The sequence below is a fragment of the Brevundimonas sp. Br13 genome, assembly GCF_055391505.1.
In genome coordinates, this window is the sequence record NZ_AP044008.1 from 3,190,379 (window position 1) to 3,216,650 (window position 26,272).

Below are 26,272 nucleotides of genomic sequence, written 5' to 3' on the forward strand. Positions count from 1 at the left end.
GTTGACGGGTCGCCTGGCCGGATCAGCGGAGCTCCGGCGTCCGACGTCTCAGCGAGGCCGCCAGCTTGTCCAGCTTTTGGCGGGCGGACTTGGGACGGACGCGTTTGCGGTGCTCGAAACCGCCACCCCACCGCTGATGCATCGCCGCGTCCAGATGGGGATGGCGGTCATGCTGGTGCACGACGGCGCTGGCCGTGCCGTCCGGGTTGACGACCCGGCCGCCTTGCACCGACAGAAGGTCGCCCGGCGTCAGGCCCAAGGTCGCCACACGGCCATAGTTGGGCTGGACCGTCGCCGCCGCCAGACCCTGATGGATCGCCATGTTGAAGGCCGCCTGATCCGCGCCGAAGGCCCCGCCGATCTCGGAACGCGGAATGGCGGCCAGCGACAGGATCAGCCGCGACAGGCGCGACACCTCGACCCGCGGCCCCACGAGGGTGCCCACGCACAGGCAGGAACGATCCGCCAGGGCCGTCGCGGTCGCCTCGCCGAACAGGGCGCGCAGATATTTCATGTTGAAGGCATGAGCGCCCAGGGGGGCGCCAGCCTCGATGAAGACTTCCAGCCCGTGCGGATGGGGCGCGAACGGCGGGGCCTGGAAGACGACGTCACGCACGTCGCAGGCCAGGGCGGCGCCCGGCCGATCGCCCAGCAGGCCGGCGAAGGCGACGAACCTCTGCATCACCGGATGGGGCGCCCAGCCGCGCCAGGTCGGCGCGTCCACGGCGGTCACGTCATTCTGGGCCAGGAACTCGCGCAACTCGGCGTCCGTATCCACCACCAGGGCGACAGGACCGTCGAACACCGCCCGCAAGGACCGCACGAAGGGCGCGACATCGGCCGCATCATAGCCGGTGGCGTAGCCGACCACCACATCGCCGTCAGGCAAGGGGGTCATCCCGCGCTCCGCCTCCAGCGCCTGCGCCAGCCAGTCCAGATAGTCCGACCGGGCCGCTGCCTGGTTCATCGGCTCAGCGCGCGGCCATCAGATCGGCGAACCGGTCGAACAGATACAGGCTGTCCGTGGGTCCGGGCGAGGCCTCGGGGTGGTGTTGAACGCTGAAGATCGGCTTGTCCTTGACGGCGATGCCGCAGTTGGTGCCGTCGAACAGGCTGACGTGGGTTTCGGTGACGGCGTCGGGCAGGCTGTCGCGATCGACCGTGAAGCCGTGGTTCATCGAGACGATCTCGACCTTGCCGGTGGTCAGATCCTTGACCGGATGGTTGGCGCCGTGGTGGCCCTGCTCCATCTTCACCGTCTTGGCGCCCAGGGCCAGGGCCAGCATCTGGTGCCCCAGGCAGATGCCCATCAGGGGCTTTCCACTGGCGACCAGCTTCTGGATCTCCGGCACCGCGTATTCGCCGGTCGCGGCCGGATCGCCCGGACCGTTCGAAAGGACGACGCCGTCGGGATTGCGGGCCAGGATCTCTTCCGCCGTCGTCGTGGCCGGGACCACGGTGATCTTGGCGCCGGTCGAGGCCAGGGCGCGCAGGATGTTGCGCTTCACCCCATAGTCGATGACCACCACCTCCTTGCGGCCCTGGGTCTTGGGATGACCTTCCGGCCATTCCCACAGCCCCTCGTCCCATTCGAAGGCCTGCAGGGTGGAGGCGGGCTTGGCCAGATCCAGCCCCACCAGACCGGTCCATTCGCGCGCCTGGGCGACCAGGGCGTCGAGATCGAAGTTTCCGTTCGGATCATGGGCGATGACGGCGTGGGGCGCGCCCTTGTCGCGGATGATCTTGGTCAGGGCGCGGGTGTCCACCCCGGCCAGCCCTACGACGCCGCGACGCTTCATCCAGGCGTCGAAACTGGCGTCCGAGCGATAGTTGGCCGGATCGGTCGGAACGTCGCGGAAGATGGCGCCCCGCGCCGAGGTGTCGGACCCGCCGCCCATCTGTTCGACGTCTTCGAAATTGGTCCCCACATTGCCGACGTGCGGGAAGGTGAAGGCCAGGATCTGGCTCATGTAGGACGGGTCGGTCAGGATTTCCTGATAGCCGGTCATGGCGGTGTTGAAGACCACCTCGCCCAGGGCCGATCCGACCGCCCCGACTCCGATTCCCTGAAGGATCGTGCCGTCTGCAAGCGCGAGAACGCCTGTGGCGCCCGGAAGAATCTTGGTCGTCATGGGCGCGCTCCTAAACACGAATCCAGCCCGAAAGGAGGCCGAAGACAAACGGCGGGCTCGTTAAGCCCTGCCGTCCGCTCCGTCAACGTCCGCAGGATCAGGCCGGGTCGATCAGACGAAACTGAGCCGCCGAGCCGCCCTGGGCGTGCGGGGCCAGCCATAGGTCGAACAGGCCCGGCTCGATCCGGTAGGCGCCGTCCTCGCCGATGAAGCCCAGCTGACGCGGGTTCAGGGTGAAACGCACCGTCTGGCTCTGACCGGGACGCAGGCTGACCCGTTTGAAATCCTTCAGCAGACGGCCCGGCTGGGTCAGGCTGGCGACCCGGTCGTGGATATAGAGCTGCACCAGTTCCTCGGCCGCGTGGGCGCCCCGGTTGGTCACGGTGACGGCGACGTCCAGCGTCCCGTTCCACGGCAGTTGATCGCTCGCCATCTCAACCGGCCCATAGACCACCTCGCCATAGGTCAGGCCGAAACCGAACGGATAGAGGGCTGTATTGGTCGTCTCGCGATAGCGGGCCTTGTATTCCTCGACCGGCAGGTCCGGGTTGGCCGGACGTCCCGTGTTCTTGTGGTCGTAGGAATAGGGCTGCTGGCCCGACTTGTGCGGGAAGCTGATCGGCAGGCGGGCCGAGGGGCCATGCTCGCCGAAGATCACGTCGGCGACGGCGTGGCCCATCTGCTCGCCCAGGAACCAGGTCACGACGACGGCTTGGGCGTTCTTGACATTGCCCTCCAGCGCCAGGGCCCGGCCGTTGCGCAGCAGGATGACCATGGGCTTGTTCAGAGCGGCCATGGCGTCCACCAGAGCCATCTGCGGCGCCGGCACGACGATCTCAGTGCGGGACTGTGCCTCGCCCGACATCTTCTGGCTTTCGCCGATGGCCAGCACGATGACATCAGCGTTGGCGGCCGCACGGACAGCCTCGTCGATGCCGCCGTCCAGCGCGCTCTCGACGCCGGAGCCGCGCGCGACGGTCAGGGCTTGCGGATCGCTCATGGCGGCGCGGAAGCCGGCCTCCAGCGAGACGCGACGCTCAGGCGCGCCCCAGATGGTCCACGGCCCCCAGACATTGTCCACGTCGTCGGCGAACGGGCCGATCAGGGCGATCTTCTGGCTCTTGTTCAGCGGCAGAAGGCCGTTGTCGTTCTTCAGCAGGACCACGGACTTGCGGCCCGCTTCGCGCGACAGGGCGATATGATCGCGCGAGCCGACCACGGCCTTCTCACGCGCCACGTCCGTGCCGCGATAGGGATCGTCGAACAGGCCCAGCGCCGCCTTGGTGTGCAGCAGACGGCGCACCGCCTCGTCCAGTCGGGCCATCGACACCTCGCCCGAGGCGACCAGGCTGGGCAGATGCTCCAGATAGAGGCCCGAGACCATCGACACATCTACGCCGGCGTTGAAGGCCAGGCGGGCGGCGTCGCGGCCGTCCTCGGCGAAGCCGTGGGCGATCAGCTCCTGTTCGGAGGTGTAGTCGGAGACGACGAAGCCCTCGAAACCCCATTCGCCGCGCAAAATGTCGGTCAGCAGTTTGCGGCTGCCGGAGGCCGGCACCCCGTTCAGATCGTTGAAGGCGCTCATGATCGACAGGCAACCCGCGTCCACCGCCGCCTTGAACGGCGGCAGGAAGACCCCGCGCAGGGTCTGTTCGCTCATGTCGGTGGTGTTGTACTCGACCCCGCCGACGGCGGCCGAATAGGCGGCCATGTGTTTGGCGGTGGCCAAGACGGCGTCGCGGTCGTCCAGCCCCTTTTCGCCCTGGAAGCCGCGCACCCGGGCGGCGGCCAGCAGATTATTCAGCAGAACGTCCTCGCCCGCGCCCTCGACGTTGCGGCCCCAGCGCTGGTCGCGGGCCACGTCCACCATGGGGGCGTAGGTCTGGTGCACGGCCGAGGCCGCCGTCTCCACCGCCGCCGCTCGGGCGGTGCGATAGGCCAGTTGGGTGTCGAAAGCCGCCGCCTCGGCCAGGGGCACGGGGAAGATGGTGGACAGGCCGTGGATCACGTCCGCCGCGAACAGCAGTGGGATCTTCAGCCGGCTCTCTTCCATCGCGACCTGCTGAATGCGGCGGCCGGCCTCGGCGCCGATGCCGTTGAACAGGCTGCCGACCTTGCCCTCGCGGATCATGGCGGTGACGCGCGCCGGGTCGCCCGTGCCGTCCAGCGGGTTCACCGCCGTCGGCATCCAGCGGAACGGATCGGCGAGCAGATTGAGCTGGCCCGCCTTCTCCTCAACCGTCATGGCCGAAATCAGATCCTCGATCCGCTGGCGGTGACGCTGAACGGCGCGGGCGGTTTCGGCGGAAGCAGGCATGGAATACACTCCGGCGCCCATCAGGGCGAGAAGCCCGAGGCCAGACAAGAAGTTTCGACGGGAAGCCGAAGGCTTTTCAGGTCGCGTCTTAATGGGGCGCTCCTTCGGGGCAGATGGATCGGCGAACTGGTGGCCTAACCTCTGGCGACCGCCCCCGTCCAGACCCGCGCCGCATGTAAATGATGTAACAGGCGCCCGAAGTCCTTCAACTCGAGAGCAGCCTAAAGGCCAAGCTCAGCCCAGGGCGATGTCCAGGAACATCATGCCGACCAGACCGATCATCAGCCCGATCATGGAGCCGTCGCCGGTCGATCGCTCACGCGTCTCGGGAATGATCTCTGCGGTGACGACATAGATCATGGCTCCGGCCGCCAGACCCAGGCCCCAGGGCAGGGCGCCGGGCAAGGCGCCGACCACGCTCGCGCCGATCAGCCCGCCGACCGGCTCGACCAGACCCGAGGCCAGGGCGGCCGCAAAGGCGGCGATGCGGCCGTATCCCAAAGAGGCCATGGCGGCCGAGACGGCCAGGCCCTCGGGCATGTTCTGAATGCCGATGCCGAACGTCGTCGCCAGCCCCTGGTGCAGGTCGCCGCCGCCGAAGCTGACGCCCACGGCCGCGCCCTCGGGGAAGTTGTGCAGGGTTATGGCGATGATGAACAGCCAGATGCGGCGCGCCAGATGTTGCGACTGGGCCGGTCCGATCGCCAGCATGTCCACGGGCGCGAACCGGTTCAACAGGCCGACCACGGTCGCGCCGATCAGCACCGCCGCCGCCATTGTCGCCGCCGCCCAGCCGCGCGACGTCCCGCCCGTTTGCAACACCTCCACCCCCGGCATGATCAGCGAGAAGAAGGAGGCCGCCAGCATGACGCCGGCGGCGAAGCCCAGGAGCACGCTCTGGGTCTGCTGACCGGGCCTTTTGACCACCAGCATCGGCGCAGCGCCGACCGCCGTCATCAGACCCGCCGCCAGACTGCCCAGGGCGCCCGCGGCGATAGGGGACAGGGATTCCATCATCGCCCTGCTGTGACGCCGCACACGACAAGAGACAAGCGGCGATGGGGCGTTTAGAGAAACCTTCATGTCCCAGGCCGCCTCCCCCGCGCCGCGCCCGGACGCCGCCTCCGCCCTGGGGGCCGCCCGCCGGGTCGTGGTCAAGATCGGATCATCCCTGTTGATCGACGCCGAGACGCGGCGGCCGACGCGCGACTGGCTGGCCGCCATGGCCCAGGATCTGGCGCGACTGAAGGCTGAGGGCCGCGAGGTGATCGTCGTCTCGTCCGGTTCGATCGCACTGGGGCGCGGCCGCCTGCCGAACCTGGGCGCGCGGCTGGAGGACAAGCAGGCGGCGGCATCGGTGGGCCAGTCCCTGCTGATGGCCGCCTGGTCCGAAGCCCTGGCGCCCCATGGTCTGGTCGCCGGGCAGGTCCTCTTGACCCGCGACGACACCGAGCGGCGCCGGCGCTGGCTGAACGGCCGCGCCACGGTCGAGGCCCTGCTGGCCCACGGGGTCGTGCCCATCGTCAATGAGAACGACACCGTCGCCACCGAAGAGATCCGCTATGGCGACAACGACCGGCTGGCGGCGCGCACGGCTCAGCTGGCGCGGGCCGATCTGCTGGTGCTGCTGTCGGACGTCGACGGCCTCTACACAGCCGACCCGCGTCGCGACCCGGCCGCCGTCCACCTGCCTCTGATCGAGAGCCTCGGCCCCGACGTCCTGGCCATGGGCGGCGGCGCCAACGCCCAGGCCGGGGTCGGCACCGGCGGCATGGCGACCAAGCTGGCCGCCGCACAGATCGCCCGCTCAGCCGGCTGCGCCACCGTTATCGCCTCGGGCCAGACCCTGTCGCCTCTGAGCGCGGTTCGCACCGGGGCGCGCGCCACCCTGATCACGGCGCCCGACACCCCGATGGCCGCCTATAAGCAGTGGATCGCCGGCAGCCTGTCGCCCGCCGGAACCCTGACGCTGGACCCCGGCGCCGTGGCCGCGCTGAAGGCCGGCAAAAGCCTGCTGCCCGCCGGGGTCACGGCCGTCTCGGGCGACTTCGAAAAGGGCGACTGCGTGCGCCTGATCGACGCCGAAAACCGGCCTGTCGGGGTGGGCTTAGCCGCCTACGCCGCCGAAGAGGCCGCCCGCATCCGGGGCCGCCGCAGCGATGAGATCGAGTCCGTTCTGGGCTATCGCGGCGCCTCGGTCCTGATCCACCGCGACGACCTGGTGCTGGACGACCGATGACCGAGACTCTGACGCTGAACGAACAGATGCTGGAGCGGGGCCGATGCGCCCGCGCCGCTGCGGCGGGTCTGCGCGACGCCCCGGCCGGCGCCCGCACCCGCGCGCTAGACAGCCTGGCCCGACGATTGACCGCCGCCGAGGCGGACATTCTGGCCGCCAACGCCCGAGACGTGGCCGCAGCCCGTGCGAACGGCATGGCCGAGGCCCAAATCGACCGATTGCTGCTGACCCCCGCCCGCGTCGCCGGCATGGCCCAGGCGGTCAAGACCATCGCCGCCGTGCCCGATCCCCTGGGCGTCGAGACCGAGCGCTGGACCCCCGCCAACGGTCTGGACATCGCGCGGGTCCGCACCCCGATCGGGGTGCTGGGCGTGATCTATGAGAGCCGGCCCAACGTCACCGCCGACGCCGCCGCCCTGTGCATCCGCTCGGGCAACGCCGCCATCCTGCGCTGTGGATCGGATTGCCTCCAGTCCTCCCTCGCCATCGCCGGCCTGATCGCGGAATCCCTGGCGGAGGCCGGCCTGCCGGCGGATGCGGTGCAACTGGTCGATACGCCCGACCGCGAAGCCGTCGGCCTGATGCTGGGCGGGCTGGACGGGGCGATCGACGTCATCATTCCGCGCGGCGGCAAGAGCCTGGTCGCCCGCGTCCAGGCGGAGGCCAAGACCGCCGTGCTCAGCCATCTGGAGGGGCTGAACCACACCTATCTGCACGAAGCCGCAGACCTGGACATGGCGCGGGCCGTCGTGCTGAACGCCAAGATGCGGCGCGTCTCCATTTGCGGCGCAACCGAGACCCTGCTGGTCGATCGCGCGGCGGCCGAGCGCCTGCTGCCGCCGGTGGCGACGGACCTGATCGCGGCAGGCTGCGAACTGCGCGGCGACGCCGAGGCGCGGACCCTGGTCCCGGAAATGGCGCCCGCCGAAGAGGCGGACTGGACCACAGAGTATCTCGCGCCGATCCTTTCGGTGCGGGTGGTGGAGGACCTGGACGCGGCGACGGCGCACATCGCCCGCTACGGCTCAGGCCACACCGAGGCGATCGTCACTACCGACGCCGAGGCGGCCGAACGGTTCGCCGCCCGTGTGGACAGCGCCATCGTCCTGATCAACGCCTCGACCCAGTTCGCGGACGGCGGCGAGTTCGGCTTCGGCGGCGAGATCGGCATCTCCACCGCCCGCCTGCACGCCCGTGGTCCGGTGGGGGCGGAACAGCTGACCACCTACAAATACGTCGTGCGCGGACGGGGCCAGACCCGACCCTGAGCGCAGACGGGTTGCGAACAGTAAGGAAATTCCTTACCGTCTCGCCATGATCAAAAGCCGCCTCACATCCAAGGCCCAGACCACCATCCCGCAGGCCGTCCGCACGGCGTTGAATCTGCAGGACGGCGACGAGATCCAGTATGATCTGGACGGCGACCGAGCCATTCTGCGCAAGGCGTGGCGCGCGCCTGCGGACGATCCGTTCAGCGCCTTCGACGAATGGGACACCGAGGCGGACCGCAAGGCCTATGCCGGACTTTGAGCGCGGAGACGTCGTCCGCGTCCCTTTCCCCTACACCGATCGGAACACACGCCAGCACCGCCCTGCTATGGTCGTGTCCAACGGTCCGCTTGGCGAGTCGGACCGGCTGTTATGGGTAGTGATGATCACCAGCGCCGAGAACCGCAGATGGGCGGAGGATGTGCCGCTGGACGAGGACTATGCCGCTGCCGGTCTGCCGGCGCCCTCGCTAATTCGTCCGGTCAAGATCGCCACCATAGATGCAGCCGTGGCTAAGAAGCTGGGGCGGATCGATCCGGACCGGCTGGCGCGAGCGATGCAGTCGGTGCGCGCCAAGCTCTGAACGCCGACGCGATGAACCTCTCCCCTCCGATCCGGAAGGGAGAGGGTCGTCCTGTCTCAGGTCGGCAGAGCATAGGCGATCACATAGTCGCCGCGGGGCGTCTCCATGAAGTGGTGGCCGCCCGCCATGATGACGAGATACTGGCGGCCGTTCTGCTCATAGATCATCGGATTGGCCTGGCCGCCGGCCGGCAGGACGTCGGACCAGACGGTCTCGCCGGTTTCGATGTCGATGGCGCGGATCAGGTCGTCGGTCGCCGCGGCGATGAAGATCAGGCCGCCGGCCGTCACCACCGAACCGCCGTTGTTCGGCGTGCCGATCTCCAGCGGCAGGTGCGAGGGGATGCCCCACGGCCCGTTCTTGCGCGCCGTGCCGAACGGCCGGTCCCACAGGGTCTTGCCGGACCGCATGTCGATGGCGGTGATGCCGCCGTACGGAGGCTCCTTGCACAGCAGGCCCGTCCACTTCACGCGCCAGCCGGCGTTGACGTCGATGGCGTAGGGGACGCCGATCTGCGGATCGCCGGCGCCTTCCCCCTTGGACAGGCTGCCGCCGCGCACGCTCGCCTCCTGCTGCTGGGCGATGTAGCGAGGGTCGTCGCGCGGGAACCAGCCCCGCTCATTGGCCTCTTCGCGCGGCACCAGCCGGTTGTAGTTGGGCATGTCGTTGTAGTTGGCGATGATCACGCCGCGCACAGGATCGACCGCCACGCCGCCCCAGTCGGAGCCGCCGTTATAGCCGGGATAGTTGATGTAGTGGTTGGTCGAGGGCGGGGTGTAGTAGCCTTGGTAGTCCGCCTTCCTGAAGTTGATGCGGCAGAACATCTGGTCGATGGGCGACATGCCCCACATGTCCCGCTCCTCCAGATTGGGCTTGCGCAGGGTGGCGAACAGCGAAAAGGGCTGGGTGGGCGACCGCTGGCCCTGTTCGGTTCCGCCCGTGGTCGGGACCGGACGTTCCTCGACCCCATGCAGCAACTGGCCGGTGGCGCGGTTGAACACATACATGTCGCCCTGTTTGGTGGGCAGCAGCAGGGCCGGAACCACGCCGCCCCCCGTCGGGAAGTCGATTAAGGTCGCCTGAGAGCCCAGGTCGAAGTCCCAGACGTCCTTATGCACCGTCTGGAAATGCCAGCGGGGCTTGCCGGTCGTCACGTCCAGCGCGACCAGGGCGGTGGAGTATTCATTCTCGGCCGGTCGCCGCGAGCTGGACCAGTAGTCGGCGGACGAATTACCCATGGGCAGATAGACTAGGCCCAGCGCCTCGTCCCCCGTGGCCGTGGTCCACATATTGGGCGTGCCCGGCGTATAGGTCTCTCCTTCCGGCGGCAGGCCGTTGCGGTCGGGGCGCATCATGTCCCAGGCGAAACGCAGTTCACCCGTCTCCACATCGAAGCCCTGGATCACGCCCGAGGCGTTCCACCGTTTCTGGCCGTCCAGCACCTGATGCCCCGTGACGATCACCCCGCGCACGATGACGGGGGGCGAGGTGATGGACACCATGCCCGGATAGGGGTCGCCCATGCCGCGCTTGATGTCGACGGCGCCGTTCTGGCCAAAGGCGGGACAGGGGCGGCCGGTGCGCGCATCCACCGCGATGATGCGGCCATCCAGAGTGCCCTCGATGATCTTGGTCGCGCACGGCTCGGCCGCGTCGGCCCCGGCCCGCGCGTGATAGGTCACGCCCCGGCAGGCGGCCGTATAGGGGATGTTCTCGTCGGCGACCTGAGGATCATAGGCCCATTTCCGTCGCCCCGTCGCCGCGTCCAGGGCGAACAGTTTGTTGCGGGCCGAGCAGAGATAGACGGTGTCGCCGATCTTCAGAGGCGTGGTCTCCGCGCCCCACCGTTCTTCCGGCAGGTCGCCGGTGCGGAAGGTCCAGGCCCGTTCCAGTCGACCGACATTGTCCTTGTTGATCTGCGTCAGAGGCGAATAGCGCTGGGCGCTGTCCGTGCCGCCCCAGGCGGGCCAATCGGCGCCGGTCTTCAGCAGGGCCGGGTCGTTGTAGGCGCCGCGCGCGCCCGGCGCCGGGCTGGCGATCTGAGCGCGGTTGGCCTGGGCCACGGCGAAGCCGAACACCACCGTCAGGACCGCCAGTCCCAGGGCGCCGCCGCCCGCCAGCCGTTTGCCGCCCCGCCCCATCAGCACGGGCAGGCTAGCCAGAACCAGGAACATCAGAACCAGCGGGCCGATCAGACGCGGGACCAGGGCCCATCCGTCCAGCCCCTTTTCCCAAAGCGCCCAGACCAGGGTGAACAGGAAGGCGCCGCCGTAGATCCAGGCGCCCCGCACGTCGCGCAAGACCAGCAGCACGCCCGAGGCGATCAGCAGCAGGCCGACGATCAGATAATACCAGGAGCCGCCCAGGGCCGCGAGCTGCGCCCCGCCGAAGGCGAGGATCGCTCCGATCAGGGCGATCAGGAGGCCGAGGAGCAGCGTCAGCCATCCTCCCAGCCCCGTCGGCGTGGTCCATCTCGGCATGGAGCCCCCGTTTTCGATTGCGGTTGAGACGAGCTCAACGAACGGACGCCGCCCAGGTTCCGAATTTGGCGCCTACAGACCCTAAAGCCGTTCCAAGTGGAGCGGCGGGCGCACACATTTATCGCCACATTGCGCGCATATCTGATCATTTGTTGCGATTTGTTCGAGCAATAGCCCGTAGCGGCAATAATATTTGCCTCACACCGCCGCTTTGCTGCATATGCGAGGGATGCATAAGACCCTGAAGCAAGGCGGGACTTTCGTGGTCGAACCCCGCCGCCTGTCCAAGGCCTCCGCCGAACTGCGCACACGCGGTTTCGGTGAGATCACGATTCCGCCCTCGACCGAGACGGCGGAGAAACAGGCGTCGCGCTGCACCGACTGCGGCGTGCCGTTCTGCCAAAACGCCTGCCCGCTTCAGAACAACATCCCCGACTGGCTGCGCCTGTCGGCCGAGAACGAGGCGCGCGAAGCCTGGCGCGTGGCGTCTCTGACCTCGACCATGCCCGAAATCTGCGGCCGCATCTGCCCGCAGGACCGGTTGTGCGAAGGCGGCTGCACCCTGAACCAGTCCGGCTGGGACGCCGTGACCATCGGCTCGGTCGAGGCCTGGCTGGGGGATCAGGCCTTCGCCAACGGCTGGGTCGAACCGATCCGGCCTGCGGCCGAGCGCGGCGAGAGCGTCGGCATCGTCGGGGCGGGACCGGCAGGTCTGGCCGCCGCCGACCGGCTGCGCAGCGAAGGCTATCAGGTCACCGTCTATGACCGTCATGACCGGGCCGGCGGCCTGCTGATGTACGGCATTCCCGGCTTCAAGCTGGAGAAACACGTGGTCCAGCGGCGCGTGGACCGTCTGATCGACGGCGGCGTTCAGTTCGTCCTGGGCTGCGAGGTCGGCAAGGACGTGACCCTGACCGAGTTGCGCGACCGCCATGACGTGGTCCTCCTGGCCATGGGCGTCTACCAGCCCCGCGTCCTGTCCGCGCCGGGGCGGGGCCCGGACTCCACCGTGGCGGCCCTCTCCTATCTGACGCACCAGAACCGGCGCGACCTGGGCGACGCCGAACAGGACGGCTGGCACGAGGCGCGCGGCAAGCGGGTGGTCGTGATCGGCGGCGGCGACACGGCGATGGACTGCGTCCGCACCGCCGTCCGCCAGGGCGCGGCCAGCGTGACCTGCCTGTATCGCCGAGACCGCGAGAACATGCCCGGCTCGGCCCGCGAGGTGGTCAACGCCGAGGAGGAAGGCGTCGTCTTCGAATGGCTGGGCGCGCCCAAGGCCCTGCTGTCCCAGGGCGATCGCGTCACGGGCGTCCGCGCCGCGCGGATGCAACTGACCGAGGCGGCCCCCGGCGAGCGGCGCGACATCGTGCCCGTGCCCGGCGCCGACTTCGATATTCCGGCCGACATCGTCATCGAGGCCCTGGGCTTTTCGCCCGAGCCCTTCGCCGCGCATGAGCCGAACCTGACACTCCGCGACGACGGCACCATCAAGGTCGGCGCCGTCAGCTTCGCCACCAGCCTGCCCGGCGTCTTCGCCGCCGGCGACGCGGTGCGCGGGGCCTCGCTGGTCGTCTGGGCTGTGCGGGAAGGCCAGGACGCCGCCGCCGAGATCGATCGTTACCTGAAGACCCGCACCGAGGAGGTCGCGGCATGACCGATTGGCTGAACAAGTACGAACAGACCCGCGACCGGCTGGAAGCCGAAAACGCCTATGACCGCAGCGCCGAGCGCGACGCCTGCGGCGTGGGCCTGGTCTGCTCCATCGACGGCACGCCGCGCCGCGACGTGGTCGAATATGCGATCCGCAGCCTGAAGGCCGTGGCCCACCGCGGCGCCGTCGATCCCGACGGCCTGTCCGGCGACGGCGCCGGCGTCATGTGCGAACTGCCGCAGGGCTTCTTCGCCGACCAGGTGGCCTCGATCGGTCAGTCCGTGCGGCCCGGTCCGATCTGCGTGGGCCAGGTCTTCCTGCCGCGCACGGACCTGGGGGCCCAGGACCGCGCCCGCGCCATCGTCGAGACCGAGGCCCTGCGCGCCGGCTTCTGGATCTACGGCTGGCGTCAGACGCCCATCGACCTGTCGGTCGTCGGGACCAAGGCCGGAGCCACCCGGCCCGAGATCGAACAGATCATGCTGGCCCCGCCGCTGGACGACGCCGGCCAGCCGCTGGACGGCGAGGCGCTGGAGCGTGAACTGTACCTGTGCCGCCGCCGCATCGAAAAGACGGTCAAGACCGAGAACCTGGCCGGCGTCTATATCTGCACCCTGTCCGCGCGCTCCATCGCCTATAAGGGCATGGTGCGGGCCGAACTGCTGGGCGACCTGTATCCCGATCTGGAAGACCCGCGCTTCGTTTCGGCCTACGCCGTCTTCCACCAGCGCTATTCGACCAACACCTTCCCGGAATGGAAGCTGGCCCAGCCCTTCCGCATGCTGGCCCACAACGGCGAGATCAACACGCTGAAGGGCAATCTGAACTGGATGAAGTCGCACGAGATCCGCATGGCCGCCCAAGCCTTCGGGGATCGCGACCGCGAGGTGAAGCCGGTGGTCCAGCCGGGCGGGTCCGACTCGGCCGCCCTGGACAATGTGATGGAGGTGCTGGTCCACGCCGGTCGCCCCGCACCGATGGCCAAGGCCCTGCTGATCCCCGAGGCCTGGGCCAAGGACGACGTCGTCATGCCGCCCGAACACCGGGCCTTCTACGCCTATTGCAACGCCGTGATGGAGCCGTGGGACGGTCCGGCCGCCATCTGCGCCGCCGACGGTCGCTGGATCGTGGCGGGCAAGGACCGGAACGGCCTGCGCCCGCTGCGCGCCGTCGAGACGGTCGATGGTCTGCTGATGGCCGGGTCGGAAGCGGGTCTGGTGCCCATTCCCGAAAGCCGGGTGAAGCGGCGCCTGCACATCGGCCCCGGCAAGCTGATCGCCGTCGATATGAAGCATGGCCGGGTCTATGACGAGCATGAGGCCGTCGACGCCCTGGCCGCCGCCCACCCCTATACGGAGTGGCTGGACAATATGGTCGATCTGGAGCCGATCATCGGCCCCGGACCGGAACCGCGTTCGGCCTCCGGCGAGGACCTGACCCGCCGCCAGATCGCCGCCGGCTACAGCCGCGAAGATCTGGATCTGCTGCTGGACGCCCTGGTGCGCGACGGCAAGGAGGCGGTCGGCTCCATGGGCGACGACGCCCCGCCGGCGGTTCTGTCGGCCCTGCCGCGCCCGCTGAGCCACTATTTCCGCCAGAACTTCAGCCAGGTGACAAATCCGCCCATCGACCCCCTGCGCGAAGCCGGGGCGATGAGCCTGAAGACCCGGTTCAAGAACCTGGGCAACATCCTGGCTCAGGAAGAGGCGCAGACCGACGTCTTTGTTCTGGACAGCCCCGTCCTGACCAACGGCATGTACGAGCGGATGGTCGCGACTGTCGGCGCGGGTTCGACCGTGGTCATCGACTGCAGCTATGACGTCCCGGCCGACGACGCGCGGCCCGGCGCGGGCCTGCGCGCGGCCCTAGACCGGATTATGGACGAGGCCGAGGCCGCCGCCCGCGACGGCGCCGCCCTGATCGTGCTGACCGACCAGCAAAGCTCGGCGACGCGACTGGCGGCCCCGATGATCTTGGCCACCGCCGGGGTTCACGGGCGGCTGACCGCGGCGGGTCTGCGGACCTATTGCTCGATCGTGGTCCGCACCGCCGAGACCCTGGACCCGCATGGGTTCGCCGTTCTGGTCGGGGTCGGGGCCACCACCGTCAACGCCTGGCTGGCCCAGGACCTGTTCCAGGAGCGTCTGGACCGGGGTCTGTACCCCGGCCTGACCCTGCGCGACGCCTGTCTGAACTACAAGAAGGGCATCGAGGCGGGCCTCTTGAAGACCCTGGCGCGCAAGGGGATCAGCGTCATCTCCGCCTATCGCGGCGGATGCGAGTTCGAGGTGTTGGGCCTGTCGCGGGCCCTGACGGCCGAGTTCTTCCCCGGCGCCCCGTCGCGCATCTCCGGCATCGGTCTGGCGGGTCTGGAGCAGGCGGCGCTGAAGCGGCACAAGGTCGCCTGGGGCGAGGCCCAGCCCTCCCCCGCCATCGGCGGCTTCTTCAAGATCCGTGCGGGCGGCGAGGCTCACGCCCACGAGGCCAAGACGATCCATCTGCTGCAGGACGCCTGCAACCGGGGCGACTATCGCCGGTTCAAGCAGTTCTCGGAAGCCGTCAGAAACCAGCCGGACCTGTCGCTGCGCGACCTGCTGGACTTCCGCGAAGGGACGCCGATTCCCATCGATCAGGTGGAGAGCGTGTCGGACATCCGCCGCCGCTTCCTGACCCAGGCCATGTCCCTGGGCGCCCTGGGGCCTGAGGCGCACGAGACGCTGAACATCGCCATGAACCGCATCGGCGCCCGCTCGGTGTCTGGCGAGGGCGGCGAGGATCCGGAACGCTATCATCCGCGCCCCAACGGCGACGACGCCAACTCGGCGGTGAAACAGGTGGCCTCGGGCCGGTTCGGCGTCACGGCCGAATATCTGAACCAGTGCCGCGAGATCGAGATCAAGGTGGCCCAGGGCGCCAAGCCCGGCGAGGGCGGCCAACTGCCCGGCTTCAAGGTGACAGAGTTCATCGCCCGGATGCGCCACGCCGTGCCCGGCACGACCCTGATCAGCCCGCCGCCGCACCACGACATCTATTCGATCGAGGATCTGGCCCAGCTGATCTATGATCTGAAGGCCATCAACCCAGACGCCAAGGTGACGGTGAAGCTGGTGTCCGCCTCGGGCATCGGGGCCATTGCGTCCGGGGTGGCCAAGGCCAATGCCGACGCCATTCTGATCGCCGGCCACAACGGCGGCACCGGCGCCTCGCCCCAGACGTCGATCAAACACGCCGGCCTGCCGTGGGAGATCGGCCTGGCCGAGGCCCATCAGGTGCTGACGCTGAACAATCTGCGCGGCTCGGTGACCCTGCGCACCGACGGCGGGGTTCGCACCGGCCGCGACGTCGTCATCGCCGCCATGCTGGGCGCCGAGGAATACGGGGTGGGCACCGCCGCCCTGATCGCCATGGGCTGTCTGATGGTGCGTCAGTGCCATTCGAACACCTGCCCCGTCGGCGTCTGCTCCCAGGACGAGCGGCTGCGCGAGAAGTTCACCGGCACGCCGGACAAGGTGGTCAACCTGTTCACCTTCATCGCCGAGGAGACACGCGAGATTCTGGCCTCGATCGGCGCCCGGACGATGGACGAAATCATCGGCCGCACCGACCTGTTGCGTCAGGTCCGGCGCGGCGGGGCGCACCTGGACGACCTCGATCTGAACCCCCTGCTGGTTCAGGTCGACGAGGGCGCCGCCGGCAAATGGGCCGACAAGGGCCGCAAGCCCATCGCCGACAGTCTGGACGCCCGGGTGCTGAAGGATGCGGTGCGGTTCCTGGATCGGGGCCAGACGCTGGAACTGTCCTATCCGCTGAACAACACCCAGCGCACGGTCGGCGCCGCCGTCTCTTCCGCCATCGTGCGGCGTTTCGGTTCCCAGGGTCCGGCCGGACGGCTGAAGCTGCGTCTGGAAGGCATCGCCGGCCAGAGCTTCGGCGCCTTCGCCGCCAAGGGGCTGGAACTGCATCTGACGGGCGAGGCCAACGACTATGTCGGCAAGGGGCTGTCGGGAGCCGAGATTTCGATCCGCACGCCCGAATGGCGCGAGGATCAGCTGATCTGCGGCAACACGACCCTGTACGGGGCGACCTCCGGCCGGCTGTTCGTCGCCGGCGCGGCGGGCGAGCGGTTCGCGGTGCGCAACTCGGGCGCGGAAGCCGTGGTCGAGGGCCTGGGCGCCCACGGCTGCGAATATATGACCGGCGGCCGGGTGGTCGTGCTGGGCTCGGTCGGCTGGAACCTGGCGGCGGGCATGAGCGGCGGCGAGCTGTTCGTGCTGGACCAGCCGGGCCACGCCGAGCGCGCCCTGAACGGCGATCTGGCCGGCGTGACCGACATCGACGCGGCCGCAGCCGAACGACTGCGCGAACTGGTCGAGGCGCACCTGGCCGCGACGGCCTCGCCCTTGGCGCGGCGCCTGTTGAGCGACTGGGACAACACGCTTGACCGTTTCGTTCGCATCGTACCGCTCACGGACATTGTCAGGGCGGAGGAACGGCTTAAGACTTCGGCCTGAAGCCTGGTTGCGCCGTTCCTTCCTCTCCTCCCCGAGACGCCTGAAATGACCCGAACCGCCGCCCTTTCCGCCTTCACCGCCGTCGGGGCGGCGTCGCTCGCCTCACCGGCCCTGGCGGCGCCCGCCCTGCTGGCCCACCAGGCGCCGCTGGTCATCGACAATGCGGCGACGGCCTGGATTCTGACCTCCACCGCCCTGGTGCTGCTGATGACCCTGCCGGGCCTGGCCCTGTTCTACGGCGGCATGGTCAGGAAGAAGAACATCATCAGCGTCATCGCCCAGTCGGCGGCGGCCTTCGCCCTCGTCTCGGTGCTGTGGTTCCTGGTCGGCTACAGCCTGTCGTTCGGCAAGGGGCCCGACGCGGTCAACGGTCTGATCGGCGGGGTCCAGGCGGCCTTCCTGAACGGGGTGACGATGCAGACGGCGCACAGCCTGCTGCCGGGCCTGCCCGAACTGTTGTTCGTCAGTTTCCAGATGACCTTCGCCATCATAACCCCGGCCCTGATCGCCGGCGCCTTCGCCGAACGAATGAAGTTTTCGGCCAGCCTGCTGTTCTTCGCCCTGTGGCACCTGATCGTCTATGCGCCGATCTGCCATCAGGTCTGGGGCGGCGGCTATCTGGGCGGACTGGGGGTGCTGGATTTCGCGGGCGGTGCGGTGGTTCACGTCAATGCGGGCGTCGCCGGCCTGGTCTGCGCCCTGGTGCTGGGGCCGCGCCACGGCTTCGGCCGCGACAACATGGCCCCCGCCAATCTGGTCTATAGCGCCATCGGCACGGGCCTGCTGCTGGTCGGCTGGATCGGCTTCAACGCCGGGTCGGCCGGGGCGGCCGACGCCCTGGCGGCCACCGCGGCCTTCAACACCATCCTGGCCGCCGCAGCCGCCGCCCTGGGCTGGATGGCGATCGAATGGTTCGACCGCAAACGCCCGACCCTGCTGGGCCTGCTGTCCGGCATCGTGGGCGGTCTGGTCGCCATCACCCCCGCCGCCGGCTTTGTCGATCCCAAGGGCGCCTTCTTCATCGGCCTGATCGCCGGCCCGGCCTGCTACGCCGGAGCGGTCTGGCTGAAGCACGCCCTGAAATACGACGACAGTCTGGACGCCTTCGGCGTGCACGGGATCGGCGGCATCGTCGGCGCCCTTTTGACCGGCGTCTTCGCCACCACCAGCGTCAACGCCCTGTCCGAGGGCGCGACCGTGTGGAAACAGGCCGTGGGCCTGGGCGGCGCCGTCGTCTGGAGCGCGGCCGGCACCTTCGTGGTCCTGATGATCTGCAAGTTCACCACCGGCCTGCGCGTCGCCAGGGACGAAGAGGTCGAGGGACTGGACTATACCCAGCATGGCGAAGCCATCCACTGAGGTCATGGACAGGGGCGGTTGATCCTGTCCCCGTTCACCCCCATCTTCATCTGTGACCGAAGGTCTTGCCGTTTGCGGGAGACCGTCGGTCGGTCGCTTTTTCGAGGACCCAGATGACGACGACCCGCACCGTTCTGTTCGACAGCCCCTTTCTGCTGGGCTTTGACCATACGCGCGCCCTGATCGACCGCGCCGCCAAGGCCGCCGCCGAGAGCTATCCGCCCTATAATGTCGAGCAGATCGCCGACACGGGGGTTCGGATCAGCCTGGCTGTCGCCGGCTTTTCGCCGGACGAGCTGGCCATCACGCTTGAGGGGCGTCAGCTGATCATCGCCGGCAAGCGCGACGAGGCCGGCAAGGGCGAACAGGCCTTCCTGCATCGCGGCATCGCCTCTCGCGGCTTCGTCAGGAGCTTCGTCCTCGCCGACGGGCTGGAGGTTCAGGGCGCGCGGCTGGAACACGGTCTGCTACACGTCGATCTGATCCGGCCCGAGGCGGAACGCCAGGTGCGGCGCATTCCCATCACCGCGAGCTGAAAAGCGCGGCCGTTCGAACCGCCCGGCGATCCGGGCGTTGTGAAATCAAAGGAGGCGGTCCTATGACGCCGATTATGACCAAGGAAGATTTTGCGGGCCTGGGCGCCCCTGACCTCGTCTATGTGCGCGAGGTGAAGGCGTCCGACCTGCTGGAAGAGGCGGTCGAGATGAAGGACGTCGCCTTCGACCCGAACCAGTCGCTCTACGCCGTCCACAGCGCCGACGGCGAACGCCTGGCAGTGATGCTGGACCGCGACACCGCCTTTGCGGCCGCCGTCGCACACGAGCTGGAGCCCGTCTCGGTTCACTGAGCGGAAAGGGAAGAGGCCGCCGCCTGCTGTCAGGCGGCGGTCGCGGGAGCGTCGTCCTTGACGAACAGGGCGCGGATCGCGTCGGCGGTGTGCGCCTGACGCAACTGTTCCCTCAGCTCGGCTGAACGCAGGGCGCGAGACGCCGCGGCCAGCGCGCGCAGATGCTCGGCCCCATCCTTGGGCGGAGCGAACAGGGCGAACAGAAGATCCACCGGGCGATCGTCGACGGCGTCATAGGCGACCGGCGAATCCAGGCGCACGAAGACGGCCGAAACCCGATCGATCTCCTTCAGCCGGGCGTGCGGCACGGCGACGCCCGACCCAAGGCCGGTGGAGCCCAGGGCTTCGCGCTCCAGCAGGGCTTCGAACACGCGGGTCTGATCCACGCCCATGGCCTGGGCGGCCGCCTCAGCGACCGCGTGCAGCGCTTGCCGCTTGGAAGAAGCGCCGCCGCGCAGCACTACGCCGTTGGGCGCCAGGAGGTCTGCGATATGCATTGTAGCCGACTCCAGACAGGCGAATGGCTGTCGCGGGCGCCCCTTTAGAGGCTCCCGCGACAAAGTCAAACGCGGCTGTTCACCTAGTGGCCGTTGGTCTTGCCGGTACGTTCGGGGTCGATCCAGCCGACATTGCCGTCAGGACGGCGATAGACGACCGACAGACCGCCGTGGGCGGCGTTGCGGAACAGGACGACCGGATAGCCCGTCATGTCCAGCTCGAGCACGGCCCGCCCCACGGTGATGGTGCGGATCTCATGCTCGGTTTCGGCGATGACCATGCCGACCGGGGGCGGACCGTCGCTGTCGCCGGCGTCGCCGAAGACGTCGTCCTCCACGCTGTCGGGATCCCGCAGCACGATGCTACGGGCGACTTCGCGCGCGGCGTCTTCGGTCTTTTCAGGCGACAGACCCTTGGGTCCGATATGGTGGTCCTTGAGCCGGCGCTTATAGCGGCGGACGCGCTTTTCGAGACGGTCCAGCGCCTCGGTGAAGGCGGAGTGGGCGTCGCCGCCCATACCCGTCGTCACCAGAGTCTGGCCCGACGCGAGGCGGACCCAACAGTCCACCTTGAAGCCGTGGCCGTCCTTGGACACCACGACCTCGGCGTCGTCACCGCCGCGGGCGAAGTATTTTCCGACCCCTTCTTCGAGTTCCTGGGAGATGCGCGAGCCTAACGCTTCGCCGACATCCACTTGCTTGCCGCTGACTTGGACTTGCATGCGGATAGAACGCTCCCGCTCGCTTTTGGTGTCAATCGGGATCACCGATTTGTGGTCACGCTTGTCAGGCGCCCCTAACCATTCTGCGACGTTCGACGGACGACGGAATTCTCAAGGCTTCCCGATACTTGGCGACTGTTCGGCGGGCGATGTCGATGCCGGTTTCCTTAAGGATTTCGACGATTCTGTCGTCGGACAAAATGTCCCCCCCCAGGCTCTCGCCGTCGATCATGGTTTTTATCTTATGACGGACGGCTTCGGCCGAATGGCTGGCGGCGCCGTCGGTCGATTGGATGGCGGCGGTGAAGAAGAATTTCAGTTCGAACACCCCGCGCGGGGTCGAGACATATTTGTTCGAGGTGACGCGGCTGACCGTCGATTCATGCATGCCGATGGCGTCGGCCACCGTCTTCAGATTCAACGGACGCAGGAACTCGACCCCGAAGGCCAGGAAGGCGTCCTGCTGACGCACGATTTCAGAGGCCACCTTCAGGATGGTCTTGGCCCTCTGGTCCAGCGACTTGACCAGCCAGCTGGCCTGGGCCGCGCATTCGGCGACGAAGGTCTTTTCCGTTTCCGACCGCGCGCCGGCCTGGACCAGTCCATGGTAGCGTTTGTCGATCAGCAGGCGCGGCAGGGTGTCGGCGTTCAGTTCGACCCGCCAGCCGCCGGCGGGATCAGGCCGCACATGGACGTCAGGAACCACCGTCTGGGCGGGTTCGCCGCCGAAGCCGGCGCCGGGCCGCGGGGTCAGCCCCTTCAGCTCGGCGATCATCTCGTTCAGATCCTCGGCATCGACGCCGCAGACCTTCTTCAGCCCCGCCATATCCCGACGCGCCAAAAGGTCCAGATTGTCCAGCAGGGCCGCCATGGCCGGATCGAAGCGATTGCGCTCGATCAGCTGCAGCTTCAGGCATTCGGGCACGGAACGGGCCATGACGCCGGTCGGTTCGAACCCGTGGCAGACGGCCAGGACCGCCTCGATCCGCGCCAGATCCACCCCCAACCGATCGGCGAACTCCGCCAGTTCGCCGCGCAGATAGCCCCCTTCGTCCGTCGCATCGATCAGGGTCAGGGCGATGCCGTGGTCGGCCGGCGACAGGCCCGCCGAAGAGGCCTGGGCCTGGAGATGCTCCCACAGGGTGGGTTCATGGGCGTCGGGGCGCTCGCCGTCGCCTTCGAACACGACGCCGCCCTTGCCGGCGCTGGACCAGTCCGACAGGCCGGGCTGAGCCTCGTCGACCAGTCGGTCGCTGGTGCGTTCCCCAGGCGCCGCGTCGCCATAGACGTCGTCGGAACCGGCGTCCATCGCGGCGACCGAATCCTGGCCCACCCCTTCGCCGAAAGACATTTCCTGATCGGCGACGGGATCGGCCGCCTTTTCGGGCGCGTCGGCCTCTGCGCCCTCGGGCTCGTCGCGTTGCAGCAGCGGATTGCGCTCCAGCTCGGCCTCGACGAACTCCTCCAGCTCGAGATTGGACAGTTGCAGCAGCTTGATCGCCTGCTGCAGCTGGGGCGTGATGACGAGCCCCTGCCCCTGTCTGATCTCTAGACGCTGCCCGATCACGTGCGGTTTTCCTGCGGGCGCGAAACTGGCCCGGAACTTGCTGTCGAGAGTGCCGCCCATTGGTTAACGCCCGACAAACGGGGGATGCGGGCGCGTCCTGACTTGCAAGTCTGAGCCTTGGCGACCGGCGGGCAGAGCGCCGCCGCCCTTCGATCAGATGTAGTTTTCGCCCAGATAGACCCGCCGCACCTCGGGGTCGTTGACCGCCTCGTCCGCCGTGCCTTCGAACAGGACCGCGCCGCCCGAGATGATCGAAACCCGATCAGTGATGTCCAGGGTCTCGCGCACATTGTGGTCGGTGATCAGGACGCCGATCCCCTGCCCCGCCAGATAGCGGATCACCGAACGGATGTCGGCGATGGCCAGGGGGTCGATGCCGGCGAAGGGCTCGTCCAGCAGGATGAAGGAGGGGCGTCCCGCAAGCGCCCGGGCGATCTCGACCCGACGCCGCTCGCCGCCCGACAGGGCGGTGGCCGGGGCGTGACGCAGATGGTCGATGTGCAGTTCCGCCAGCAGCCGCTCCGTCTCCGCCTCGACCCGGTCGCGCGGATAGTTCAATTCGGCCACGGCCTTGATGTTCTGCTCCACCGTCATGCCGCGGAAGATGGAGGCTTCCTGGGCCAGATAGCCCAGGCCCATGCGGCTGCGCTGATACATGGGCTGGCCGGTGATGTCCTCGCCGTCCAGCCAGATCGAGCCGGAATCGGGCGGGATCAGGCCGGTGATCATGTAGAAACAGGTGGTCTTGCCGGCGCCGTTGGGGCCGAGCAGGCCCGCGACCTCGCCGCGCTGGACGGTCAGGGAAACGTCGCGCACCACCTGCCGGGCGCCGAAGGCGCGGGCGATGTTGCGCACCCGCAGGCCCTTTTCCGCGCGCGCGGCCTCAGGCGCCCGCTCGGGCGCCGGCCGATCATCCCGATTCAGGGCAGAGAGTTCTTTACGCGCCAATGGTCGAGATCCGTGCGGCCTTCCCGGACGGGCGCCTAGTTGGTTCCGTTGGGATAGAAGACGCCCTGGACCCGATTGCCGGCGGCGCCGCGCGGCGCGCCTTCCATTCGAGCGGTCTGCGTATTGACGTTATAGACCAGACGCGATCCGGTCAGCACGTTCTGTCCCTGGGTCAGGATGACATTTCCCGTCACCACAATCTCGCCGGAGCTCAGATTATAGACCGCCCGATCGCCGCGCATGGTCTGGTCCGGCGTGACGAAATAGACCGATCCGGCCGCCTCGGCCCGCTCCAGATCGCCGCCCGATCCAGAGACCAGGGTCAGTTGGTCGGCGCGAAACCGATTGGCGCCCTGCACGGCCTCAGCCCGCCCCCGCAGAATGACCCGGTTCGGCGCATATTCGACCCCGTCCGCCCCATAGGCGACCGGCTGGTTCGAGCCCCGCGTCTGGGCGTCGCCCACGGCAGGCAGGGCCAGGAGGGCCATCGCCCCCGCCGCCGCGACCGCGGCCCGTGTTCCAAAGATCTTCATCATGGTCATTCGCCTGAACCCGAGGGGGTCAGAACCCCTCGCACCTTGTTGTCGCCGGAGCCTTTGAACACCACGCGCTCGCCCTGATCATAGATCGCATAGGACGAAGCGTTGATGGTTCCAATAGGGCCCGCGCCCTGAACGCCTTTTGAACCGGTGATGATTCCGGTCGAGGTGTCGACCACCGCCTCGGGCGTGGTCAGCACAAAGCCCGTGCCCCCGTCCGAAATCCGCACATTGGGGCCGATGGTCACGGTCTTGGCCTGTTCGTCATAGGTCCCGCCGTCGGCGGTCATCTCCGTGACCTTGCGTCCGCCCAGGTTCAGCTTCAGCGCCGGGCCGATCAGGCGGAAACGGCCGGTCGCCGCATCGCGCACGGCGCCCTGGGCGCCGACGGTGAAGGCCCGACCCTGGGCGTCCTGGCCGTGGAACAGCGGCTTGTCCAGACGGATCTCCTGGCCCTGATTGGCCTTGCGCTCCACCCCCGACATGACGGTGCGGAAGACCGTCCAGGTCAGGACGCCCCCCGCCAGCACCAGGATGATGATCGGCAGGACGCGGCGATACAGTTTGACCCGGCGGGAATGGGCGCGCCAACGCGCCCCGGCGAGGGCGACCCGCTGTTCGTCCGCCTCGATGCGGGTCTGTTCGCCGGGTTCGGTCAAGACGGCCTCAGCTGTGGGCGAAGATGTCGACCTCGTCCCATCCGGCGAGATCGAGCGCCGAACGGCTCGGCAGGAAGTCGAAGCAGCGGGCGGCCAGTTCGGCCCGCCCCTCGCGCGCCAGCATCTGATCCAGGCGCGCCTTGGCCGCATGCAGATAAAGAACGTCGGAGGCGGCGTAGTCCAGCTGGGCCGGGCTCAGCTCGGCCGCGCCCCAGTCGGACGACTGCTGCGCCTTGGACAGGTCCACTCCGACCAGTTCGCGCACAACGTCCTTCAGACCGTGGCGGTCCGTATAGGTCCGGGCCAGTTTGGAGGCGATCTTGGTGCAATAGACCGGCCGGGTCTCCACCCCCAGATGCAGCTGGAACATGCCGATATCGAAGCGACCGAAGTGGAAGATCTTGGTCACGGCCGGGTCGGTCAGCAGCCGCTTCAGGTTCGGACAGTCGTAGGCGGGACGGTTCAGCCGCACCACATGGGCGTTTCCGTCGCCGGACGACAGCTGGACGACGCACAGGGGGTCGCGACGGAAACGCAGGCCCATGGTCTCGGAATCGATGGCGACTTCCGTCCCCAGGTCCAGGTCGTCGGGCAGGTCGCCCTCGTGCAGAAAAACAGTCATGGGCAGGTTCTTACACGGCGAAGGCGCGCGGCGAAACGGCCTCGCGACAGGCATGATGAGGGGCCGGAAACGACGACGGCGCCGTGTCCGAAAACACGGCGCCGTCTGAAAGATGGTGCCCAGAAGAGGACTCGAACCTCCACGGCCGTTAAGCCACTGGCACCTGAAGCCAGCGCGTCTACCAATTCCGCCATCTGGGCCCCGTCGGCAGCGCCTTGCGGCGTTTCCATCGGGAAGGCGCGGACCTCTAAGGGAGGGTCCGGGCGGGGTCAACAGGGATTTTTCATCGGCGGGCGGTTTTATTTTCCAAGCGTCGCCGCAGGGCGGCGTCCAGCCTGCGTTAAGCCTGTTCGCTTACCCCGCCTTGAGGCGAGCCGGCCTAGCATCCGCCCATGGCCCAGCCGACCCTGACCCAGACGACGCCCGATCGGCGCGCGGCCGTGCGGCGTCCCTACCGCCGTCAGCGACGGCCGGAGGAGCGGGTGCGCCTCTTGGGCGAGGCGGTCGATCTGGTCCGGCCCGAAGAGGTGCTGCACCATGTTCAGGCGGCGGTGGCAGAGGGCCGCAAGACCCTGATCGCCAACCACAATCTGCACAGCCTGCATCTGATCCAGACCCAGGCGGAGATGCGGGCCTTCTATGACCGCGCCGACCTGATCCAGGTCGATTCGACGCCTCTGATCTGGTTCCTGCGCGCCCTCGGCCTGCCCGGTCGCGGCTTTCACCGATCCACCTATCTGGACTGGCGGGACCATTTCTGGAGCGTCGCCGACCGCCGGGGCTGGCGCGTCATGTCGATCGGCGGGGCGCCCGCCGTCGGCCCGGAGGCGGCCCGGCGCCTGGCCGAACGCTACCCCGGCGCAGAGATTCGCACCCGCCACGGCTTCTTCGACGCCCGCCCCGGATCTGCGGACAACGCCGACCTCCTGGCGGACATCCGCGCCTTCTCGCCCCACATCCTGTTCGTCGGCATGGGCATGCCTCGTCAGGAGTCGTGGATCGCGACCGTGTTCGACGATCTGCCCGCCTGCGTCGTCTTTTCGGTCGGGGCGGCCTTCGACTATGAGGCCGGGGTTCAGAAGTCGGCGCCGCGCTGGATGGGCCGGGTCGGGCTGGAATGGGTCTATCGCCTGCTGCACGATCCCCGGCGCCTGTTTCACCGCTATTGCGTCGAACCGTGGAGCCTGGCGCCTCTGGCCTTGCGTGAACTTGGCGCCGCCTTCGCCCTAAGGCGACGACGCCAAGCGGATTGATCTAAATCCTACTTGGCAGATAGATATTTATCGGCATGATCGACTTCCGCCTCCGCCCGTCGTGTCAGGGTGAA

22 protein-coding genes and 1 tRNA gene are annotated in these 26,272 nt (G+C 68.2%); 10 read left to right on the plus strand and 13 right to left on the minus strand.

Translation table 11 applies throughout. The features are described from left to right. Nucleotides 1-22 precede the first annotated feature (22 nt). The 4 genes from ACZ5M6_RS15920 to ACZ5M6_RS15935 form a co-directional block, all read right to left on the minus strand. A complete protein-coding gene (locus ACZ5M6_RS15920) occupies nucleotides 23-967 on the minus strand; it encodes a hypothetical protein (protein WP_464159104.1) in 945 nt (314 codons plus the stop codon). Nucleotides 968-971: 4 nt separating this feature from the next. After that, a complete protein-coding gene (carA, locus tag ACZ5M6_RS15925; RefSeq protein WP_464159105.1) occupies nucleotides 972-2,132 on the minus strand; it encodes a glutamine-hydrolyzing carbamoyl-phosphate synthase small subunit in 1,161 nt (386 codons plus the stop codon). Between the two features lie 97 nt (nucleotides 2,133-2,229). Beyond that, nucleotides 2,230-4,449, minus strand: coding sequence for a glycoside hydrolase family 3 N-terminal domain-containing protein (locus ACZ5M6_RS15930; RefSeq protein WP_464159106.1), 2,220 nt, complete (start codon nucleotides 4,447-4,449; stop codon nucleotides 2,230-2,232). Nucleotides 4,450-4,683: 234 nt separating this feature from the next. Then, nucleotides 4,684-5,466, minus strand: coding sequence for a ZIP family metal transporter (locus ACZ5M6_RS15935; protein WP_464159107.1), 783 nt, complete (start codon nucleotides 5,464-5,466; stop codon nucleotides 4,684-4,686). Between the two features lie 64 nt (nucleotides 5,467-5,530). On the opposite strand from ACZ5M6_RS15935, the gene proB reads away from it, so the two are divergent. From proB to ACZ5M6_RS15955, 4 genes are read left to right on the plus strand one after another with little or no spacing between them, the layout of a single operon-like run. Beyond that, a complete protein-coding gene (proB, locus tag ACZ5M6_RS15940; protein WP_464159108.1) occupies nucleotides 5,531-6,688 on the plus strand; it encodes a glutamate 5-kinase in 1,158 nt (385 codons plus the stop codon). After that, entirely contained in the window at nucleotides 6,685-7,956 is a 1,272-nt protein-coding gene (locus ACZ5M6_RS15945; protein WP_054766632.1) for a glutamate-5-semialdehyde dehydrogenase, read from the plus strand. The genes proB and ACZ5M6_RS15945 overlap by 4 nt, the downstream gene beginning before the upstream one ends. A 46-nt stretch (nucleotides 7,957-8,002) precedes the next feature. Beyond that, the gene (locus ACZ5M6_RS15950; protein ID WP_152950955.1) at nucleotides 8,003-8,218 is read left to right on the plus strand and encodes an AbrB/MazE/SpoVT family DNA-binding domain-containing protein; all 216 of its coding nucleotides are present in this window, start codon (nucleotides 8,003-8,005) and stop codon (nucleotides 8,216-8,218) included. Further along, complete coding sequence (locus tag ACZ5M6_RS15955) at nucleotides 8,205-8,540, plus strand: type II toxin-antitoxin system PemK/MazF family toxin (RefSeq protein ID WP_054766634.1); 336 nt, start codon at nucleotides 8,205-8,207, stop codon at nucleotides 8,538-8,540. The genes ACZ5M6_RS15950 and ACZ5M6_RS15955 overlap by 14 nt, the downstream gene beginning before the upstream one ends. 56 nt (nucleotides 8,541-8,596) lie before the next feature. On the opposite strand, the gene ACZ5M6_RS15960 is transcribed toward ACZ5M6_RS15955, so the two are convergent. Further along, a complete protein-coding gene (locus ACZ5M6_RS15960) occupies nucleotides 8,597-11,020 on the minus strand; it encodes a membrane-bound PQQ-dependent dehydrogenase, glucose/quinate/shikimate family (protein WP_464159109.1) in 2,424 nt (807 codons plus the stop codon). A 229-nt stretch (nucleotides 11,021-11,249) separates the two neighbouring features. Between ACZ5M6_RS15960 and ACZ5M6_RS15965 the strand changes: the two genes are divergently transcribed. From ACZ5M6_RS15965 to ACZ5M6_RS15985, 5 genes are all read left to right on the plus strand, one after another. Continuing rightward, on the plus strand, nucleotides 11,250-12,677 hold the full coding sequence (locus ACZ5M6_RS15965) for an NAD(P)-dependent oxidoreductase (RefSeq protein WP_464159110.1): 1,428 nt from the start codon (nucleotides 11,250-11,252) through the stop codon (nucleotides 12,675-12,677). After that, nucleotides 12,674-17,185 (plus strand): glutamate synthase large subunit, encoded by a 4,512-nt coding sequence (gltB, locus tag ACZ5M6_RS15970; protein ID WP_464159111.1) that lies wholly within the window; start codon nucleotides 12,674-12,676, stop codon nucleotides 17,183-17,185. The genes ACZ5M6_RS15965 and gltB overlap by 4 nt, the downstream gene beginning before the upstream one ends. 45 nt (nucleotides 17,186-17,230) lie before the next feature. Continuing rightward, on the plus strand, nucleotides 17,231-18,544 hold the full coding sequence (locus ACZ5M6_RS15975; protein ID WP_464159112.1) for an ammonium transporter: 1,314 nt from the start codon (nucleotides 17,231-17,233) through the stop codon (nucleotides 18,542-18,544). Nucleotides 18,545-18,657: 113 nt separating this feature from the next. Beyond that, nucleotides 18,658-19,080: an Hsp20 family protein gene (locus ACZ5M6_RS15980; protein ID WP_182714238.1), complete on the plus strand. Its 423-nt coding sequence runs from the start codon at nucleotides 18,658-18,660 to the stop codon at nucleotides 19,078-19,080. Nucleotides 19,081-19,142: 62 nt separating this feature from the next. After that, on the plus strand, nucleotides 19,143-19,391 hold the full coding sequence (locus ACZ5M6_RS15985; protein ID WP_054766640.1) for a DUF1150 family protein: 249 nt from the start codon (nucleotides 19,143-19,145) through the stop codon (nucleotides 19,389-19,391). Between the two features lie 29 nt (nucleotides 19,392-19,420). Here the strand turns inward: ACZ5M6_RS15985 and ptsN are convergent, their stop codons facing one another. From ptsN to ACZ5M6_RS16025, 8 genes are all read right to left on the minus strand, one after another. After that, nucleotides 19,421-19,888, minus strand: a complete 468-nt coding sequence (gene ptsN / locus ACZ5M6_RS15990) for a PTS IIA-like nitrogen regulatory protein PtsN (RefSeq protein ID WP_201463120.1) — start codon at nucleotides 19,886-19,888, stop codon at nucleotides 19,421-19,423. An 83-nt stretch (nucleotides 19,889-19,971) separates the two neighbouring features. Next, the gene (hpf, locus tag ACZ5M6_RS15995) at nucleotides 19,972-20,610 is read right to left on the minus strand and encodes a ribosome hibernation-promoting factor, HPF/YfiA family (RefSeq protein ID WP_054766642.1); all 639 of its coding nucleotides are present in this window, start codon (nucleotides 20,608-20,610) and stop codon (nucleotides 19,972-19,974) included. A gap of 64 nt (nucleotides 20,611-20,674) precedes the next feature. Beyond that, complete coding sequence (gene rpoN, locus ACZ5M6_RS16000) at nucleotides 20,675-22,177, minus strand: RNA polymerase factor sigma-54 (protein WP_464159113.1); 1,503 nt, start codon at nucleotides 22,175-22,177, stop codon at nucleotides 20,675-20,677. A gap of 153 nt (nucleotides 22,178-22,330) precedes the next feature. After that, nucleotides 22,331-23,125 carry an LPS export ABC transporter ATP-binding protein gene (gene lptB / locus ACZ5M6_RS16005; RefSeq protein ID WP_464159114.1) on the minus strand — a complete coding sequence of 265 codons (795 nt, stop codon included), beginning with the start codon at nucleotides 23,123-23,125 and terminating at the stop codon, nucleotides 22,331-22,333. A gap of 35 nt (nucleotides 23,126-23,160) precedes the next feature. Then, a complete protein-coding gene (locus ACZ5M6_RS16010) occupies nucleotides 23,161-23,661 on the minus strand; it encodes an LptA/OstA family protein (protein WP_233455833.1) in 501 nt (166 codons plus the stop codon). 2 nt (nucleotides 23,662-23,663) lie between these two features. Continuing rightward, the gene (lptC, locus tag ACZ5M6_RS16015; RefSeq protein WP_333897540.1) at nucleotides 23,664-24,323 is read right to left on the minus strand and encodes an LPS export ABC transporter periplasmic protein LptC; all 660 of its coding nucleotides are present in this window, start codon (nucleotides 24,321-24,323) and stop codon (nucleotides 23,664-23,666) included. 7 nt (nucleotides 24,324-24,330) lie between these two features. Next, nucleotides 24,331-24,945: a ribonuclease D gene (locus tag ACZ5M6_RS16020; RefSeq protein WP_191554498.1), complete on the minus strand. Its 615-nt coding sequence runs from the start codon at nucleotides 24,943-24,945 to the stop codon at nucleotides 24,331-24,333. A 113-nt stretch (nucleotides 24,946-25,058) separates the two neighbouring features. Beyond that, nucleotides 25,059-25,145 (minus strand) — tRNA-Leu (locus ACZ5M6_RS16025). A 192-nt stretch (nucleotides 25,146-25,337) separates the two neighbouring features. Here ACZ5M6_RS16025 and ACZ5M6_RS16030 point away from each other — a divergent pair. Then, the gene (locus ACZ5M6_RS16030) at nucleotides 25,338-26,198 is read left to right on the plus strand and encodes a WecB/TagA/CpsF family glycosyltransferase (protein WP_464159115.1); all 861 of its coding nucleotides are present in this window, start codon (nucleotides 25,338-25,340) and stop codon (nucleotides 26,196-26,198) included. Nucleotides 26,199-26,272: the final 74 nt, after the last annotated feature.

Bases quoted from the DNA above. Each gene is read 5' to 3' on its own strand.
- ACZ5M6_RS15960 (WP_464159109.1), bottom strand. From the start codon at position 11,020: ATGCCGAGATGGACCACGCCGACGGGGCTGGGAGGATGGCTGACGCTG.
- hpf (WP_054766642.1), bottom strand. From the start codon at position 20,610: ATGCAAGTCCAAGTCAGCGGCAAGCAAGTGGATGTCGGCGAAGCGTTA.
- ACZ5M6_RS16020 (WP_191554498.1), bottom strand. From the start codon at position 24,945: ATGACTGTTTTTCTGCACGAGGGCGACCTGCCCGACGACCTGGACCTG.
- ACZ5M6_RS15975 (WP_464159112.1), top strand. From the start codon at position 17,231: ATGACCCGAACCGCCGCCCTTTCCGCCTTCACCGCCGTCGGGGCGGCG.
- ACZ5M6_RS15930 (WP_464159106.1), bottom strand. From the start codon at position 4,449: ATGCCTGCTTCCGCCGAAACCGCCCGCGCCGTTCAGCGTCACCGCCAG.
- proB (WP_464159108.1), top strand. From the start codon at position 5,531: ATGTCCCAGGCCGCCTCCCCCGCGCCGCGCCCGGACGCCGCCTCCGCC.
- ACZ5M6_RS15950 (WP_152950955.1), top strand. From the start codon at position 8,003: ATGATCAAAAGCCGCCTCACATCCAAGGCCCAGACCACCATCCCGCAG.
- ACZ5M6_RS16030 (WP_464159115.1), top strand. From the start codon at position 25,338: ATGGCCCAGCCGACCCTGACCCAGACGACGCCCGATCGGCGCGCGGCC.
- carA (WP_464159105.1), bottom strand. From the start codon at position 2,132: ATGACGACCAAGATTCTTCCGGGCGCCACAGGCGTTCTCGCGCTTGCA.
- ptsN (WP_201463120.1), bottom strand. From the start codon at position 19,888: ATGCATATCGCAGACCTCCTGGCGCCCAACGGCGTAGTGCTGCGCGGC.
- ACZ5M6_RS15945 (WP_054766632.1), top strand. From the start codon at position 6,685: ATGACCGAGACTCTGACGCTGAACGAACAGATGCTGGAGCGGGGCCGA.
- ACZ5M6_RS15920 (WP_464159104.1), bottom strand. From the start codon at position 967: ATGAACCAGGCAGCGGCCCGGTCGGACTATCTGGACTGGCTGGCGCAG.
- ACZ5M6_RS15935 (WP_464159107.1), bottom strand. From the start codon at position 5,466: ATGATGGAATCCCTGTCCCCTATCGCCGCGGGCGCCCTGGGCAGTCTG.
- gltB (WP_464159111.1), top strand. From the start codon at position 12,674: ATGACCGATTGGCTGAACAAGTACGAACAGACCCGCGACCGGCTGGAA.
- ACZ5M6_RS15965 (WP_464159110.1), top strand. From the start codon at position 11,250: ATGCATAAGACCCTGAAGCAAGGCGGGACTTTCGTGGTCGAACCCCGC.
- ACZ5M6_RS16010 (WP_233455833.1), bottom strand. From the start codon at position 23,661: ATGATGAAGATCTTTGGAACACGGGCCGCGGTCGCGGCGGCGGGGGCG.
- ACZ5M6_RS15955 (WP_054766634.1), top strand. From the start codon at position 8,205: ATGCCGGACTTTGAGCGCGGAGACGTCGTCCGCGTCCCTTTCCCCTAC.
- ACZ5M6_RS15985 (WP_054766640.1), top strand. From the start codon at position 19,143: ATGACGCCGATTATGACCAAGGAAGATTTTGCGGGCCTGGGCGCCCCT.
- ACZ5M6_RS15980 (WP_182714238.1), top strand. From the start codon at position 18,658: ATGACGACGACCCGCACCGTTCTGTTCGACAGCCCCTTTCTGCTGGGC.